We start from the raw sequence: 16,775 nt of genomic DNA, 5'->3' as shown, positions 1-16,775 counted from the left end.
TTGCCCCGATCTTTCTCATTATTGCGCGGCTCCCGTAGCGGCTGGATTTGGAAAGACGCGGCTCCACAATCGCGAGGAGCTGGCGCGCAAGCGATCCAGGTAGAGATAGACGACCGGCGTCGTGTAGAGGGTCAGCAATTGGCTGACGATCAAGCCGCCGATGATGGCGATGCCGAGAGGACGACGCAGCTCCGAGCCCATGCCCTGATCGAGCACCAGCGGAACGGCCCCGAACAATGCCGAACAAGTCGTCATCATGATGGGACGGAACCGCATCAGGCACGCCTGCCTGATCGCCTCCACCGGAGGCAAGCCGTCGGTTCGTTCGGCCTCCAGCGCGAAGTCCACCATGAGAATGGCATTCTTCTTGACGATGCCGATGAGAAGAAAAACGCCGATCAGAGCGATCAGGGTGAACTCGGTATCGGTCAGAAGCAGCGCCAGCACGGCGCCGACGCCAGCGGAGGGCAAGGTGGACAAAATCGTTAGCGGGTGGACATAACTTTCATAGAGGACACCAAGTATCGCGTAGACGGCAAGCAGCGCCGCGGCGATCAGCAGCGGCATGCTCGCGATTACCGATTGCGACGTGCCCGCCGAACCGGCGAAGCTGCCGCGGACGGTGATCGGCATGTTTATGTCCCGCACCGCCTGCTCGATTGCGGCAGTTGCCTCGGCAAAATTATGACCCGGCCCGAGATTGAAGGAAATCGTCGTCGCGCTCGCCAGACCCTGATGATTGACCTGAACGGGGGTGGCCGCAGGCGTCAGTCGCGCAAAGGCAGAGAGCGGTATCATCGTGTCGCTGTCCGTACTGACCGCCGCACCGCTGGAGGCGCTGCCGCCGCTGCTATTGGCGATGGAGTTCGTGGCCTGGTTGCTTGCCGACGAACTACTCGATGAGCTTGTCGAGGTGCTGCTGGAGCTGCTCGTCACGGTATCTGACACGGCATTCGTGCTCGAGGTGCCGCTCGCCGATTCGCCTGACGTACTGACATAGATCTGCTTGAGAGTTTCCGGGTCCTGGAGATATTGCGGCGCCAGCTCCATCACCACGTGATACTGGTTCTGCGCCTTGTAGATCGTCGAGACCTGGCGCTCGCCGAAAGCGTCGTAGAGCGTCTGGTCGATGATGCTGGGGGTGAGCCCATAGCGCTGCGCCGTGGCCCGGTCCACGACGACGCGCGTCTCCAGCCCGCCCGTCTGCTGATCCGTGCTCACGTCGGCAAGCACGGAACTTTGCTTCATTGCCGTCACCAGCTTGTTTGCCCACAATTGCAGCTCGGCGGTATCGTCAGCCTGGAGCGTGTACTGATACTGCGCAAAGCTCTGGCGGGCGCCGACGGAAAGATCCTGTATCGGAAACATCATCAGCTGAGCGCCGGGTATCGCCGCAAGCTTGGGGCGCAGCCGCGCCATCACCTGGAACGCTGACGCTGCGCGCTCTTCCAGAGGCTTCAGCGTAATGAATACCTGTGCCTGGTTGGTACCGTGACCGCCGGTAAAACCCACCACGGCCGCGACGGCCGGATCGGCCTTCACGATGGCCTGGGCCTGGGCCAATTTCTTGCTCATCGCCTGAAACGAAATGCTCTGGTCGGCGGTGATGCCGCCGATCATCAGCCCGACATCCTGCTGCGGAAACAGGCCTTTCGGCACGATGGCAAACAGCAATACATTCAGCCCGACGGTGAGCAGCAGGACCACGACAACCAGAAGGGGATGCGCCAGAGCGCGGCGAAGAGACAGATCGTAAAGATTCTGCAATGCATCGAGCATTCTATTGGCGGCGCGAGCCAGCCGACCAGGCTTGTCCTGATACCCACGGCGCAGGAGAAGCGCGCACATCATGGGCGTCGTCGTCAGTGACAGAATAAGGGATACGCCGATTGCGATCGACAGAACAACGGCAAATTCGCGGAACAGCCGGCCGACGATGTCGCCGAGAAGCAGAATGGGAATGAACACCGCAATCAGCGACACGCTCATGGAAATGACGGTGAAGCTCACCTCCCCGGCCCCCTTCAGAGCCGCCTCGACACGCGGCATACCCTTTTCCAGATGACGGGAGATATTCTCGAGGACGACGATCGTGTCATCGACCACGAAGCCGGTGGCGATGGTCAGGGCCATCAATGAAAGATTATCGAGACTGTATCCGCACAATTGCATGACGCCGAAGGTGCCGAGGATCGACACCGGCACCGTGACGGCCGGAATGAAGGTCGCGCGCAAGCTGCGCAGGAAAACGAAGACGACGACGACGACCAGGATCACGGAAATGATCAGCGTCAGCTCCGTATGATCCAGCGCGGCCCGGATCGTGCTGCTGCGATCGCCCGTAAGCGTCATCTCGACATCTCCCGGCAGAGCTGCCTTCAGCTGCGGCAACTCCGCCCTGACGCGGTCGACGGTTGCGACGATATTGCTGCCCGGCTGCTTGAATAAGATGAGCAGGACGGCGGGCTGTCCGTTGATCCGGCCTTCGTTGCGCAGGCTTTCGACGGAATCGTTGACCTCGGCGACATCCCGCAAGAACACCGGCCGGGAGTTACGCCAGGCGATGACGAGATTCTTGTAATCGGCCGCCTGCAGCGCCTGATCGTTCGCATAGAGCTGATAGCGTCTGCCGCTGTCGTCGATGGAGCCTTTGGCACTATCGGCGTTCGCCGCCGACAGTCCGGCGCGCACATCCTCCAGACCGATGCCGTATTTGAACAGGGCGCCGGGGTTCAGCTCAACCCGAATGGCCGGAAGCGAGCTGCCGCCGATGTCGACATTGCCAATGCCTTCGATCTGCGAAAGCCGCTGCTGCAGCACCGTCGCAGCGCTGTCATAGAGCTGCCCCTGGGTTAGGGTTTTCGAGGTCAAGGCCAGGATCAGGATCGGAGCGTCGGCGGGATTGAATTTGTTATAGGTCGGATTGCTTCTAAGAGAACTCGGCAAATCGGCGCGCGCCGCGTTGATCGCCGCCTGGACATCGCGCGCCGCACCATCGATGTTCCGGTCAAGGCCGAACTGCAGGGTGATGTTCGTGGAGCCGACGCTGCTCTGCGAGGTCATCTGGGTCACATCCGCAATCTGACCGAGATGCCTTTCGAGAGGAGCCGCGACCGTGGCCGCCATCGTATCCGGGCTTGCGCCCGGCATTTGCGCCTGCACCCTTATCGTCGGAAAATCGACCGCGGGCAGCGGCGCAACCGGAAGCAGACCGAAGGCAAGCATGCCCGAAACGCCGATGGCGATCGTCATCAAGATCGTTGCGACCGGACGCCGTATGAAGATCGAGCTGATGTTCATGGCGCGCGCGTCTCCGGCTCAAGAGCCTCGCTGCCGCGCTCGCGCAGCCACTTCGCCAGGCGGTCCAGCGCCAGGTAGACGACGGGCGTGGTAAAGAGCGTCAGCAATTGGCTGACGCACAGCCCGCCGATCATGGCAATGCCGAGCGGCTGACGAAGCTCGGAGCCGCTTCCAGACCCCAGCGCCAGAGGCATCGCGGAGATCAGCGCGGCCACTGTTGTCATCAGGATCGGCCGAAAACGCAGAAGACATGCCTGATGGATGGCGGCGCGCGGCGCGAGACCTTCCTCGCGCTCCGCCGCAATGGCAAAATCGATCATCATGATGGCGTTTTTCTTGACGACGCCGATCAGGAGGATGATGCCGATGATCCCTATGATGTCGAGATCGGCGCCCGTGACCTGCATCGCCAGCAACGCGCCGATGCCGGCAGACGGCAGCGTCGACAGGATCGTCAGCGGATGGATGAAGCTCTCATAGAGAACGCCCAGCACGACATACATCACCAGAACGGCCGCGATCACCAGATAGACTTCGTTCGTCAGCGAGGATTGAAATGCCTCCAGCGCTCCCTGGAAGCTGGTCTCGAAACTCTGCGGCAGCCCGATCGCCTGCTCCGCATTCGTGACGGCGGTGACAGCGGTGCCGAGCGAGGCGCCGGGCGCCAGGTTGAACGAAATCGTCGTGGCGGGAAATTGCGCGAGATGGCCGATCTGGATGGGTTTGTGGCCGACGACTATGCGCGCGATCGCGCTTAGCGGCACCTGGCCGGTGCTCGCGGTCGCCGACGGCAGATAGATCGAATCGAGCGCCGGCAGTCCCTTGAGCAGTTTCGGCTGAGCCTCGAGGATGACACGCATCTGATTGGACTGGGTGAAGATCGTGTTGACGAGCCGCTGTCCGAAGCTGTCGTAAAGCGCGTTATCGATCGTTGCCAGCGTGATGCCGAAACGCGCAGCCGTCGCGCGGTCGACGTCGATCGTTGCCGAAAGGCCGCTATCCTGCAGATCGCTTGCCACATCCGTGAGCTCGGGGGCCTTGCGAAGCGCGTCGAGCAGTTTCGGCGTCCAGGCGCTCAGCTCGTCGAAGGATGGATTGTCGAGGATGAACTGGTACTGCGTCGCACTGATCTGCGTGTCGACCGTGAGATCCTGGACGGGCTGCATATAGAGCGTGATACCTGCGACGGAGGCCACCTCCTGCTGCAGGCGGCGAATGATCTGGCTGGCTGTCTGGCTGCGCTGATCCTTCGGCCGCAGATTGATCTGCATCCTGCCGACGTTCAGCGTCGTGTTTGTACCATCCACGCCGATAAAGGAGGAGACGCTGACGACATCCTGATCCTTCAGAACGGCATCGGCCAAGGCAACCTGCAGCTCACTCATGTGCTCAAACGAAATCGACTGGGAGGCCTGGGTGATGCCCTGGATAATCCCGGTATCCTGGGTGGGAAAGAAACCCTTCGGGATGGCGATATAGAGCCAGGCAGTGACGCCGACCGTTGCGGTCGCAATCAGCAGCGTGATCAGCTGATGTTCGAGCACCCGGCTGAGCGCCCAGTCGTAGCCACCGATCAGGTAGTCGAACCAGCCGTGCTTCTTTTCCTTTGCGGGCTGCTCCGCCTGATGCGGCTTGTTGCTCAGCAGCCGCGCGCACATCATCGGCACAAGCGTCAGGGACACGACGGCGGAGAGCACGATGGTGACTGCGAGCGTCACCGCGAATTCGTAGAAGAGCCGCCCGATCACATCGCTCATGAAGAGGAGCGGGATCAGCACCGCCAGGAGCGAGACCGTGAGGGATATGATGGTGAAGCCGATCTCGCGAGAACCTTTCAGCGCGGCTTCGAGCGGCGGCAAACCCTCTTCGATGTGACGGCTGATATTCTCGATGACGACGATCGCGTCGTCGACGACGAAGCCCGTTGCGATCGTCAATGCCATCAGCGACAGATTGTCGAGGCTGAACCCCCACAGATACATCGCCGAGAACGTGCCGACCAGCGACAGCGGCACCGACAGGCTCGGAATGAAGGTCGCCCGCAAATTGCGCAGGAACAGGAAGATCACCATGACGACCAGGCAGACGGCCAGCGTCAGTTCGAATTCGACATCGGCAACCGATGCGCGGATGGTCGTCGTCCGATCCGTCAGCTGCGTGACGCTGACCGATGAGGGCAGCCCGGCCGTCCATTGCGGCAGCATCGTCTTGATCCTGTCCACCACCTGGATGACGTTGGCCCCCGGCTGACGCTGCACGTTCAAAATGATGGCGGGCGTCGTGTTCATCCAGGCGCCAAGCTGCGTATTCTCCGGGCCGCGCACCACGTCGGCAACATCGGATAAAAGCACCGGTCGGCCGTTCTTGTAGGCGATCACGGTGTTGAGATAGTCGGATGGATCTTTGATCTGGTCGTTCGCATCGATCGTGTAGGAACGGTGCGGTCCGTCCAGCGTGCCTTTCGGAGTGTTGATATTGATATTGCCGAGCGTCGTGCGCAGATCGTCGATGTTCAAGTCATAGGCCGCCATCGCGCGGATATTGGCCTGAACGCGGACGGCGGGCTTGTAGCCGCCGCTCAGCGTCACCAAGCCGACGCCCGGAAGCTGCGATATCTTTTGCGCCAGGCGCGTGTCCGCGAGGGTTTGGACATCGGTCAGAGGCAGTGTCGACGACGTCATCGCCAGGGTGAGAACCGGCGCATCCGCCGGATTGATCTTGGCGTAGATCGGCGGAGCCGGCAGTCCGGACGGCAACAGGTTGCTTGCGGCATTGATGGCGGCCTGAACCTCCTGCTCGGCCACATCAAGCGAGATGGAGAGGTCGAACTCCAGCGTAATGACCGACGCGCCAGACGCTGATTGCGAGAACATCTGCCGCAGCCCAGACATCTGCCCCAGCTGCTTCTCGAGCGGTGCCGTGACGGCAGACGTCATCACATCCGGGCTTGCTCCCGGATAGAAGGTCTGGACCTCGATCGTGGCATATTCCACCGCGGGCAAGGCCGAAAGCGGCAACTGACGCCAGGCGATGATGCCCACAACGAACAGCGCCGCCATCAGCAACGTGGTCGCAACGGGCCGCAGGATGAAGATACGGGAAGGGTTCATTGCGCTTTGTCCGGTCTTTTCCGTGCAGCCGGCGCCGCTCCATCCTGCGGGGGTGCGTTTGCGGGAACGCTCACCTTGGCGCCGTCGCTCAGATGGTCGCCGCCATCCACCACGACCTTGTCTCCCTCGGCCAGGCCCGAGAGCACGGCCGTGTTGCCATCCGCCGATGGACCCGTCCTTATCTTGCGCAGGGAGACGGTGTTATCCGCGTTCAGCACGTAGACGAAGGTCCCCGGCGTGCCTGTATCGACGGCGGCATTCGGCACCAGCACGACATCGTGCAGCGTATCCACCAGCAGCGTCACATCGACGAACTGGTTCGGGAAGAGAGAGCCGTCGGCATTCTCGAACACTGCCCGCAACCTGAGCGTGCCGGTCGTCGTATCGATCTCATTGTCGAGCGCATCGAGTGTGCCCTGCGCCAGCTTGACGGTGCCGGTGCGATCATAGGCGGTAACGGCAAGGTGCGCGCCCGCCTTCAGGCGGCTCAAGACTTGCGGAAGATTATCCTGTGGCAGCGTAAAGACAACCGAGGTCGGCGTCGTCTGCGTAACGACGACGATGCCGGTGGTGCTGGATGCGGTGATATAGTTGCCGGCATCGACCTGGCGCAGGCCAACGCGACCGTCGACCGGCGAAACGATCCGGCAATATTCCAGATTGAGTTTCTGCGCATCGACTTGCGCCTGGTCGAGAAGGACGGTTCCCTCATCCTGCTTGACTGTGGCTTTCTGCGTGTCGAGGGTCTGGCCCGTCGTCGAATCCTGCTTGATGAGGCGCTCGTACCTTGCCAGGTCGACACGAGCATTGTCGAGCAGCGCCTGATCCCTTTCTAGCTGGCCTTGATACTGGGTAAGCGCAACTTCATAGGCGCGGGTGTCCACCTGCGCGAGCAGATCGCCTTTCTTGACCATCTGTCCCTCGTGGAAATTGACGGAGGTCAGGTACCCGCTGATCTGCGATTGGACGGTAATCGTCGCAAGCGACGTCACCGTGCCGAGCGACGACAGGGTGACAGGCATATCGCCTTTGGTGGTGGGCGCGACGCCGACCGATTGCACGATTTGCATGGGTGCGCCGCCGGGAGGGCCATAAGGCATGGCGCTATGCTTCCAGGGTTGGCGCCAGACAACGAGGGCAGCAACAGCGATGACGAAAAGCAGAAACCAAAGCCACCCGCGGGACTTGTGCGATCTGCTGGTCTGAACGTTCGATTCCTGGGGAGGTTTGACTCTTGTATCCATGACAACTGCAACAACGAAGATAGCCAGGCCCGGAGCTGGGCGCGGTTCCAAAGTCACAATGAAAGTCTACGGAGGCGTGGAATCAACTAACTTATTGGTAAGTTTACATATTTAAACATTGTGTGAATACTGACACAATCGATGTATTGCCTTTGTTTAACCTCAAATCTATCTTTTGAGAAAGTATAGCAACATACTGGCTGAGGGCAGATCAAGCGTCCTCCTCGCATATGCTGGCTCACCTGCCAGCATGAAGTTTCAGCTTTGTTCGACTATAATTCGCGTTGAATATATTGGTAATTGATCGAGGGTCGCTTGTCGGAAACCCATATCCTTATCGTCGAAGATGACCCGGATATCAGCGCGCCTCTGGCAGGCTTTTTGCGCGAGAAGGGCTTTGTCACCTCGGTATGTGCAGACACCAAATCCGCGCGCGCGATCCTCGCGAGCAACGATATCGATCTCATACTGCTCGATTTAATGCTGCCCGGCGAGGACGGCTTGACATTTTGCCGGCAGCTGCCCCCCACCAATCGACCACGCATCATCATGCTGACGGCGCTCTCCGAAACCATCGACAAGGTCATCGGGCTCGAACTGGGCGCTGACGATTACATTTCGAAGCCCTTCGATCTGCGTGAGTTGCTGGCGCGCATCCGGGCGGTGCTTCGCCGTGAGGACGGCACCCCTGCGCGGCAGAACTCCGAAATCGTGCTGCAATTCTCCGGCTTCGCCTTCCATCCGCATCGCCGTTTTCTCCGTTCGCCATCCGGATTGCGCGTGCCGCTTACGGGAGCCGAGACGGATCTGCTGTTGATCTTCTGCCAGAATGCGCAGCAGCTCCTCTCCCGCCAAGAGTTGATCAATCTGACGCGCGGCGACGATTTCGCCATATCCGCCAGATCGATAGACCTGCTTGTCAGCCGCCTGCGGCGAAAGCTGTCCGTCGATGATCGGCTGACGGACCCGATCCGCACGGTTCGCGCGGACGGTTACGTCTTTCAGGCGGAAGTTACCAGCGGATGATCTACCGTTTCTTCACAACGACGATAGGGCAGATACTCGCAATTATCGCGAGCTCGTCCATCATCACCTTTCTGCTGATCCTCTTTACCCTGTCGCGCCTCTATCCCGGCATGCCACCTTCCCTACCGTGGCCGTGGCAGATCACCGTGCGTGTCGTGGGCATTGTCAGCGGTTTGAAGCAGGCAGCGGAGGAGCAACGTCCCGCCATAATCTCGGCTGCTCGCCACGCGGACATGCAAATCAGGCTCATGCAAGTACCGATGACGTGCAAAGGCGAGACCATCGACACCCATGGGCTGGAAATGGTGCTGCGATCCGAAATGCCCGATATCTCGGATCGCGTTACCGTTCGAACATGCGGCGCCGGCGATGATACCGACCGTATACAAATCCTGGTCGGACTCGGCGATCAGACCGTTGACATCCGCACCGACCAACCGATCCGTTCTCACTGGCTGACCATGCCTGTCATATCGATGTTGCTCTTTCTCTGCGTGGCTGTGACGGGCATGTCGACCTGGGCAGCATGGCGCGTCATAAGGCCGTTGAAACGCCTGTCCGCAAAGGCGGATGCCTTCGGCCATGAAATCAATGTCACACCTCTTGAGGAGGAAGGCCCCGTAGAGGTCAGGCGCGCGGCCCGAGCTTTCAATCTGATGCAGGAACGCATCAGCCGCGCGATGAGCGACCGGACGCGTACCCTCGCGGCCGTCAGCCATGACCTCCGGACGCCGTTGACCCGAATGCGCCTGCAGCTGCAAGCCGAGCAATCGGAACTCAAGCGCGACACCCTCTTGCGCGACGTGGACTTGATGCAATCGATGGTGACTTCGGCTCTTGCGTTCCTGAGCGGCAGCTTCAACGGGGAGCAAAAGGAGTGGCTGGATCTTGGCGCGCTTCTGTCGACGCTCAGCGACGAATACGAAGATAGAGGCGCAAACGTCACGTACGAAGGTCCGCAGCACATGCGCTTCTTCTGCAGGCCGAATGCGATCAACCGGGCGCTGACCAATCTCGTCGACAATGCGATCCATTATGGCGATGCCGTCAACATCGTCGCATCCGAAACGAGCGACGCCATCATCATCGATGTGATGGATGACGGCCCCGGTATTCCACACGACAAGGTGCGGGAAGTCGTCGAGCCCTTTGTCCGCCTCGATCCATCCCGCTCCAACCGTCCAGGAAGCGTGGGTCTCGGCCTCTCCATCGTAAAGGAGGTTGTCGCTGCCCACTTCGGTACGCTGGAACTGATACAAAGACCGCCGAAGGGTCTTATTGCCCGGATCAGCTTCGCGAACCAACGCTGACGCTCTTAGCACCAGCCGGAATGGCGCAGCCTACGCTAACTCTTCGACGCAGCCGTATCCCTCGATATGGCCTGCCTGTCATCCGGCAGCATCAGAAGAAGCATCGACGCGGCCATCGTCAAAAATCCGCCGACGGAGAGGCCGACTGCAAGAGCGACGCGATAGGCGTCGAGAACGACCGCCTGTATCTGCGGCGGCAATTCCTTGATCTGCTCCACATTGGCTACGATCATCGCACTAGCGTTCATGGTCAGGCCGATTGTCGCGAAATCCTGCGTCAGCCACGCGACCATCATCCCGCCCGCGAGCGTCGCACCGACGGACCCGGCAAGCGATCGAATGTAGGAGATCGTTGCGGTGCCCATCCCGATATTGCCATCCCCCACGGAGTTCTGGACGACGACGGTCATGCAGGGAGCAACCATTCCCATACCCAGGCCAAGGCAAATCAACGCCGAAGAGAACGCAGCGCCATTTGCTTGGATGGCAACAATTATCGACAGGGATATCAGCGCTGCTGCTTCCAGCAGTATCCCGAGAAGAACGAAGGGCTTGAAGAGACCGAAGCGGGACGACAGATAGCCGCTCGCAATAGCTCCAATCGCCATCGCCGCAGCTTGCTGCATCAGCATGATCTCGACCTGATGCGGATCTTGAACGAGCGCTATCTCGAAATAGCGCGGCAGGAAGACCAGCGCTCCGAGCATCGAAAAGGTCGTGACGCCCGTTACCGTAACGGCGACCGAGAATGCACGCAGACGAAACAGACGGAGATCGAACATGGGATATGCGGCGTAGCTTTGCTGCAACAGGAACAGCATCCCGATCACCGCAACAATGCCGGCGATCGCCACCGTTATCGGCGAAGTCCAGGCAACAATCGACCCGATGTTGGCAAGCAGAAGCAACAGTATCGTGCTTGCTGCCGAAAATAGCGATGCACCCGCGATATCGACCCTTTGACCAAGGCGCCGTGCCGAGAAACGCAATCCTGACAGGATCAATGCCAGCGACAATGTGCCTAGCGGTAAATTGGCGTAGAATATCCATTGCCAGGACAGATGCGTCGTTAAGAAGGCGCCGACCGTGGGACCTGCAGCGCTCGACACCATGAAGACGCAGACCAATATCCCCTGATATTTGCCGCGCTCCCGGGGCGGCGCCAGATCGGCGATCACGATCTGCGAAAGGATCAAGAGGCCGCTACCTCCGAGCCCTTGGAGCGCGCGCGCCAGTATGATCTGCGCCTCGGACATCGCCAATGAACAGATTATCGAGGCAGTCAGAAAGAGCGCGAAACTCGCTGCAAAGGCGCGTCGGCATCCATATATGTCGCTGAGCTTGCCATAGAGCGGCGTGGCCGTCGTCATGGCTATCATATATGCAGTGATCGTCCAGCCTATATGTTCCGAGTTACGGAACTCCATGGCCATTTGCAGCAATGCACCATTGACGATATTCATATCGAGCGCGCTGAGAGCCGTCGCGATCACGGCGCCGACGCAGACAACTCCCAAACTGTTGAGCCCGACACTGACCGGGCCATAAGGCTTGATTTGATTGAATGTATGATTATCCATCTTGGACTATGTACCCGTCGGAACGAAGATATTAAATATAGTTCCTATCAGCTCCTCCGGATTCCATATGTTAATTAATATTATTTCTTATTTCAGTTCCATATTCATATCTGTTGTTTTATGGGATAATTGGTAATACTGACCTTGATAGCCGCCCATGGCGATCCGCCGGATCGAACATTGAAGCCGGCGGAAATCGAACCACTTCCGCCGGCTCCTGTCCGCTTGCATTGTGGGGGACAAGCAGAATATCTATCAGTCACCACATCGATGACGGAATTTTGTTACGAATGTTTCTGATAATATTGATGCATTAATTATTGTATCGATTATAGCACCTCAGCTTTTACATCCGTTGTCTCAATTGGTCATCCTGTCTTACGTGCAGTCTTTGACGATGATTGGGATAGCGTCTGTACTCCACTATCATCATTCTCTCCCGCAGGTGCTGCCTTGCATAATGCGATATAGTGATCGGCCTGATCCCTCACTGCCTGCGCCTGGTTCTGTTGTGCATCCAGATAATCGCGTTCGGCATCGAGAATATTGAAGAATACGCCCGCACCCAGCTGGAAGTTTACCCGACCAAGCCGCAGGGCTTCTCCCGATGTTGCGACGAGCTTGTCCTGGGCGGCGAGGTTGCGAGAATCTCTGTCATAGGCGGCGAGCGCCTTCTCGACATCTGTAACGCCATTCAGGACGGCCGCTTGCCAAGCACCCTTGGCTTCCTGCAGCTGACCATTCGCGTAGGCCAGATTGGCCTTGTTCGCACCGCCGTCGAATATCGGGGCTGTGAAATTGGCAGCCATGTTCCAGATATTGACATTAGGTGCGTTGACGACGGCGGTTGGCGTCAAATAGCCGCTCAGCTGGAGGGATGGATAGAATGCAACCTTGGCCACGCCGACATTTTCGGCTGCGGCGACGAAATTGTCCTCGGCCCTGCGCACGTCGGGGCGATTTCTGACCACGTCCGCGGGAATTCCAACCCCGACCTTGTACCTCGGTTTCGGCTGACCCGCCGACGCGAGAAGTTGCGATCGCAGCTGCGCAACGGGCGATCCGGTCAGATTGGCGAGACTGTCGATGGAATTCTCCAGATCGACCTCCAGGGAAGGGATGTCGGCTTCGGCTCTCGCAACGAGCTGCTCGGCTTGAACGAGCTGCAGCTGGCTGCTTTCGCCCGCGCCCTCGCTGTCGCGCATCAGCGAGAGATTGTGCTTTCTGTTGTCCACGGTCCTCTTCGCCAGCGCAATGCGCTCTTGGTAGTAGCGCACGTCCACATAGGTGGAGGCAATGGAGGAAAGCACCGTCAGCCGCGTGTCTTCGGCATCGGACACCGCCGCTTCGTAGCGCGCCTCCGCGGCGCGTTTCTGTGCGCGCGTGCCGCCGAATATATCGACGAGCCAGCTTCCCGATGCTGTTCCATAGCCTCCCGAGCTGGTTCCGATCCCATAGGGATTGCCGCGCGAAGCGCCGACACCGCCGGAAACGCTCGGCAACAGGCTTGCAGCCGCAAGATCGACCTTCGCCTTTGCCTGCTCGATGCGAGCCTGGGCCTGCCGCAGTTCGGGATTGTTGGTCTCGCCGGTCTCAACCAGGCTCGTAAGCCTGGAATCGCCGAAAGCGAGCCACCAATCCTTGGAGACATCCCTGGCTTTCGAATTGGGTATCGCGCCGACAAAGGCCTTCGGCGTTTCCGCCACCGGCGGACCTGCCGGTTCAACCACACATCCGGAAAGGGCGGCCGTTGCGGCAAGAAACGAGGAACCGACTACGCTGCGATAATTCAACATGGATCAGACTTTCAATGAAATCGTTCGTTAGACAGGCAATGTCATGCGGACCAGCAGCCCGCCGCCCTCGGCCGGCTGGGCTTCGACTTGCCCTCCATGGCGCTCGAAGGCACGCTTGGTGATCGACAGGCCGAGACCAAAGCCCATAGCCGTCGCAGACAGATTGTTTCCACGTTTGAACGGCTGGAACATCGCATCGAGCGCGACCTCGGGAATCCCGGGACCTTCGTCTTTGACATTGAGACAGAAGGATTGCCCCGTCCTTTCGCTCCACACGCGAACATGCGAATTCGACGGTGAATATTTGACGGCGTTGCGAACGACATTTTCAATGGCTCTGTAGATCAGCTCGCCATTGACTGATGTCACGAAGGATTCAACGCCGCTATAGAATACGGAAATATTGTTCGGAGAGGCTTCGAACAGGCTGTCGTCGACGATCTCACGCACGAGATCGATCAGATCGAGGGTCTGCCGTTCCAGCGGCTCCTTGCCGGTTGCCGTCAGCCTCGCCATGGTGAGGATTTCGCCGACGAGATCGTCCATCTTTGCGATCTCGCGTTCGAGGCGTTCTATCATCGCCTCCAGGCGCGTGGGGTTTTGATGGAGAACTCCGAGCGCGGCCTGGAGCCTCGATAGCGGAGACCGCAACTCGTGGGACACATCATGAAACAGCCGCCGCTGCACCTCCTGAAACTCCTGAAGGCGAGCCGCCGTCATGTTGAAATCATCGGCAAGAGCCGCAATCTCGTCACGCTTTCGATCCTCCTCGTTTCCGATTCTGATGTCGAAACGACCTTGGGCCAATGCTCGAAGCCCATTCCGCAATTGAGCAACGGGCCTCGTCAGGTAGCGGGCAAGCCAATAAGCCGCTGCGGCCGCCGCCAGCATTGCCGATAGCCATGGGACGAGCCGCGGCAGGTTCCGCGAAAGAAATGCGACCCTCATCGCCTCCCCGTTGATGAGAAAGCAACGTCCCCGATTGACCACATATCTTTCATAGGCACCCTCGGCTCCCACGGAGCAGACTTGAGCATCACCGATCGCGGCAAGGTTGAGCTTGATCGGCTGGGGTGCCTGCAATGCGGTTGCGACAAATTTTTCCGCACTCTCGGGGCCATCCGTCGCGAGCAGGCGGGCGGCGACGTCCAGCGCGAACGATACCTGCTGGTTGTGTACCTCGATCGGAAAGGGGAAGAGCTTGAAAGCGTAGCTTATCGCGAAGAGCAGGGCGATCGAACAAGCCATCGTCAGCCAGACGATCACGAATATTCGCCAGAAGAGCTTTTGCATCATGGCTCCTGCACGAGCTGATATCCCTGGCCGCGCACCGACCGTATCCATGATGTGCCGTCGGCACGCGTGCCGAGCTTGTGGCGAACGCTGCTGATATGGACATCGATACGGCGATCGAACGGCGTCAGAGGACGACCGAAGGCGCGGCGCGAAATATCCTGCTTCGAGACCAGTTGACCCGCGCTGCGGGAAAGCACTTCCAGGATGTTGAATTCGGCGCCGGTCAGCTCCAGCGCGCTGCCGTGCCAGCGCGCGGTGCGACTGGTCGAATACAGGATCAGACCGCCGATCTCCAGGGTGCTCTCGCCCTTGAGCTTGCTTCCGGTCCGCCGGAGGATTGCGCGAATCCGCGCAACCAGTTCGCCGGGCGAACAAGGCTTGGTCACATAGTCGTCGGCACCGAGATTGAGGCCGGATATCCGATCGGCATCGTCGCCTATGGCGGTCAGCATCAACACCGGCACGCTGCTGACCTGACGAATGAGCTGCAAGACGTCAATCCCATTCATGCGCGGCATCATGATGTCGAGGACGATGATATCAGCGGAGTGCTCGATCGCGTCGGCAGTTCCTAGATAGCCGTCATCCGAAGTCTCGACCTGAAAGCCCTCTTGCGAGAGATATTCACTCAAAAGAGTGGTCAGTTCCGTGTCATCATCGATCAAGAGTATCTTCGGCATATCGAATTCCACTCGCACTTTCCGGCAGGCTTACACCCTGCAACGGCGATCGGAAGAATTTTTACACAACTTTACACTGGCAACCAGTTGAGCTGGTCACCGTCTGGTATGAGCGATCGATCCGCCGCCGAGGGCATTTTGCTTGAAATGCGATCGTCTCGACAGGTCTTCGCCGCGACGCGGCTACGGCTTCGAAGCATGCTGCCGGCTTTGCCGGTTTCTCTTTCAGTTCCGCGGGCGGGGCGCGTATCTCCATCTTAGTCGCGGCTGGAGCAAGCCCTTCAAAGGCAAGTGCTTTTGTCATTTTCCTCTGCTACAGTCCACGCAGCAGCCGCCGTCGAAATGCAGCCGGATGATGGGCAAGATCCCTTGGCGCCGATCAATTTCCGAGCAGGGCGATGGTCGTTGCGATGTTGCATACGTCTCGAAAACCGGAGTGGGAGGCGACTGAATGTGGCGCATGGTTCGTGTTCTGATTGGCATCGTGATCCTCGCTGGACTTGCTGTCCTTCTATGGTTTGCCACAAGGCCGCCACCACTTATCGTTCAAGGTGAAGTATCCGCCAACCGCGTCGACATCAGCCCGCGAGTCTCGGGCCGTGTGGCGAAATTGAACGCCGACGTCGGCGACAATGTCGAACGGGGCACCGTCATCGCGGAACTCGAAAGCCCGCAGCTGACGGCTGCACTTCATATGTCGGAGGCCGCACTTGCCGTTGCCGAGGCGGATCTCGTCAGGGTCAACAGCACCAGGCCGGAAACCATCGCGGCGCGCCAGGCCGAGCTGGCAGCGGCGGATGCCGACGTCAGGCTCTATCAGGAAGACTCGGATCGTCAGGCAAAGTTGATTACGACCGGGGCATCGACCCAATCGCGCGTCGACGAAACGACCCGGAACCTCGAAGCCGCCATTCGCAAGCGCGAGTCGGCTCAGGCCGATCTCCAGCTCGCCGTCGCCGGCGCCAGTAAGGAAGAAAAGGCGCTCGCAGCGACGCAGGTCGAGCAATCAAAAGCTTCGCTCAACCAGCAGCAGACGGATGTTCATGAATTGACCATCGTCGCACCGATTTCAGGGCAGGTGACCACACGCGTCGCCGAACTCGGCGAGAATTTTTCGGCAGGCGCGCCGATCTTCTCGCTCATCGACCTGCAGAACCCGTGGTTCACCTTCAATCTTCGCGAGGACCTGCTGAAGGGCCTCAAGGTTGGCGACAATTTTGACGTCACCGTGCCGGCGCTCGGCGACAGCAAGATCACCGTCAAGACGACCGTGATCAATGCCCAGGGACAATATGCGACCTGGCGCGCCACGCGGGCGACGGGCGATTTCGACCTTCGTACCTTCGAGGTACGGGCAACCCCGGTCCAGCCGATACAGGGCCTGCGTCCCGGCATGAGCGTCATTGCGTCCTGGCCGCCGGCGGGGCATTGAC

Annotated in this window: 10 protein-coding genes; 3 read left to right on the top strand and 7 right to left on the bottom strand. The window is 59.4% G+C overall.

Features of this window, described 5'->3' with window-relative positions:
- Nucleotides 1-18: 18 nt before the first annotated feature.
- From ACIQWP_RS01685 to ACIQWP_RS01675, 3 genes are read right to left on the bottom strand one after another with little or no spacing between them, the layout of a single operon-like run.
- Nucleotides 19-3,300 carry an efflux RND transporter permease subunit gene (locus ACIQWP_RS01685; RefSeq protein WP_402781364.1) on the bottom strand — a complete coding sequence of 1,094 codons (3,282 nt, stop codon included), beginning with the start codon at nt 3,298-3,300 and terminating at the stop codon, nt 19-21.
- Nucleotides 3,297-6,410, bottom strand: coding sequence for an efflux RND transporter permease subunit (locus tag ACIQWP_RS01680; protein WP_402781361.1), 3,114 nt, complete (start codon nt 6,408-6,410; stop codon nt 3,297-3,299). Before ACIQWP_RS01680 ends, ACIQWP_RS01685 begins: the two co-directional genes overlap by 4 nt.
- Complete coding sequence (locus ACIQWP_RS01675; protein WP_402781359.1) at nt 6,407-7,480, bottom strand: MdtA/MuxA family multidrug efflux RND transporter periplasmic adaptor subunit; 1,074 nt, start codon at nt 7,478-7,480, stop codon at nt 6,407-6,409. Before ACIQWP_RS01675 ends, ACIQWP_RS01680 begins: the two co-directional genes overlap by 4 nt.
- A 489-nt stretch (nt 7,481-7,969) precedes the next feature.
- Between ACIQWP_RS01675 and ACIQWP_RS01670 the strand changes: the two genes are divergently transcribed.
- Both ACIQWP_RS01670 and ACIQWP_RS01665 read left to right on the top strand, forming a co-directional pair.
- Entirely contained in the window at nt 7,970-8,680 is a 711-nt protein-coding gene (locus ACIQWP_RS01670; protein WP_402781357.1) for a response regulator, read from the top strand.
- Complete coding sequence (locus tag ACIQWP_RS01665; RefSeq protein WP_402781355.1) at nt 8,677-9,990, top strand: ATP-binding protein; 1,314 nt, start codon at nt 8,677-8,679, stop codon at nt 9,988-9,990. The genes ACIQWP_RS01670 and ACIQWP_RS01665 overlap by 4 nt, the downstream gene beginning before the upstream one ends.
- A gap of 35 nt (nt 9,991-10,025) precedes the next feature.
- Here the strand turns inward: ACIQWP_RS01665 and ACIQWP_RS01660 are convergent, their stop codons facing one another.
- From ACIQWP_RS01660 to ACIQWP_RS01645, 4 genes are all read right to left on the bottom strand, one after another.
- A complete protein-coding gene (locus ACIQWP_RS01660; protein ID WP_402781352.1) occupies nt 10,026-11,570 on the bottom strand; it encodes an MFS transporter in 1,545 nt (514 codons plus the stop codon).
- 368 nt (nt 11,571-11,938) lie between these two features.
- The gene (locus ACIQWP_RS01655) at nt 11,939-13,366 is read right to left on the bottom strand and encodes an efflux transporter outer membrane subunit (protein ID WP_402781349.1); all 1,428 of its coding nucleotides are present in this window, start codon (nt 13,364-13,366) and stop codon (nt 11,939-11,941) included.
- Nucleotides 13,367-13,393: 27 nt separating this feature from the next.
- On the bottom strand, nt 13,394-14,659 hold the full coding sequence (locus ACIQWP_RS01650; protein ID WP_402781346.1) for an ATP-binding protein: 1,266 nt from the start codon (nt 14,657-14,659) through the stop codon (nt 13,394-13,396).
- Entirely contained in the window at nt 14,659-15,342 is a 684-nt protein-coding gene (locus tag ACIQWP_RS01645; RefSeq protein WP_402781343.1) for a response regulator, read from the bottom strand. The genes ACIQWP_RS01650 and ACIQWP_RS01645 overlap by 1 nt, the downstream gene beginning before the upstream one ends.
- A 451-nt stretch (nt 15,343-15,793) precedes the next feature.
- Between ACIQWP_RS01645 and ACIQWP_RS01640 the strand changes: the two genes are divergently transcribed.
- On the top strand, nt 15,794-16,774 hold the full coding sequence (locus ACIQWP_RS01640) for an HlyD family secretion protein (protein WP_402781341.1): 981 nt from the start codon (nt 15,794-15,796) through the stop codon (nt 16,772-16,774).
- Nucleotide 16,775: the final 1 nt, after the last annotated feature.

This window comes from Rhizobium sp. NPDC090279 (assembly GCF_044769665.1).
Classification (GTDB): Bacteria; Pseudomonadota; Alphaproteobacteria; order Rhizobiales; family Rhizobiaceae; genus Rhizobium.
Note: the sequence above shows the minus strand (reverse complement) of the source record. Positions and strands in the feature narration are given on the sequence as shown.

What these genes read in the sequence shown, in the direction of transcription:
- ACIQWP_RS01685 (WP_402781364.1), bottom strand. Translation starts at nt 3,300, where the DNA reads ATGAACATCAGCTCGATCTTCATACGGCGTCCGGTCGCAACGATCTTG.
- ACIQWP_RS01680 (WP_402781361.1), bottom strand. Translation starts at nt 6,410, where the DNA reads ATGAACCCTTCCCGTATCTTCATCCTGCGGCCCGTTGCGACCACGTTG.
- ACIQWP_RS01675 (WP_402781359.1), bottom strand. Translation starts at nt 7,480, where the DNA reads ATGCAAATCGTGCAATCGGTCGGCGTCGCGCCCACCACCAAAGGCGAT.
- ACIQWP_RS01665 (WP_402781355.1), top strand. Translation starts at nt 8,677, where the DNA reads ATGATCTACCGTTTCTTCACAACGACGATAGGGCAGATACTCGCAATT.
- ACIQWP_RS01660 (WP_402781352.1), bottom strand. Translation starts at nt 11,570, where the DNA reads ATGGATAATCATACATTCAATCAAATCAAGCCTTATGGCCCGGTCAGT.
- ACIQWP_RS01655 (WP_402781349.1), bottom strand. Translation starts at nt 13,366, where the DNA reads ATGTTGAATTATCGCAGCGTAGTCGGTTCCTCGTTTCTTGCCGCAACG.
- ACIQWP_RS01650 (WP_402781346.1), bottom strand. Translation starts at nt 14,659, where the DNA reads ATGCAAAAGCTCTTCTGGCGAATATTCGTGATCGTCTGGCTGACGATG.
- ACIQWP_RS01645 (WP_402781343.1), bottom strand. Translation starts at nt 15,342, where the DNA reads ATGCCGAAGATACTCTTGATCGATGATGACACGGAACTGACCACTCTT.
- ACIQWP_RS01640 (WP_402781341.1), top strand. Translation starts at nt 15,794, where the DNA reads ATGTGGCGCATGGTTCGTGTTCTGATTGGCATCGTGATCCTCGCTGGA.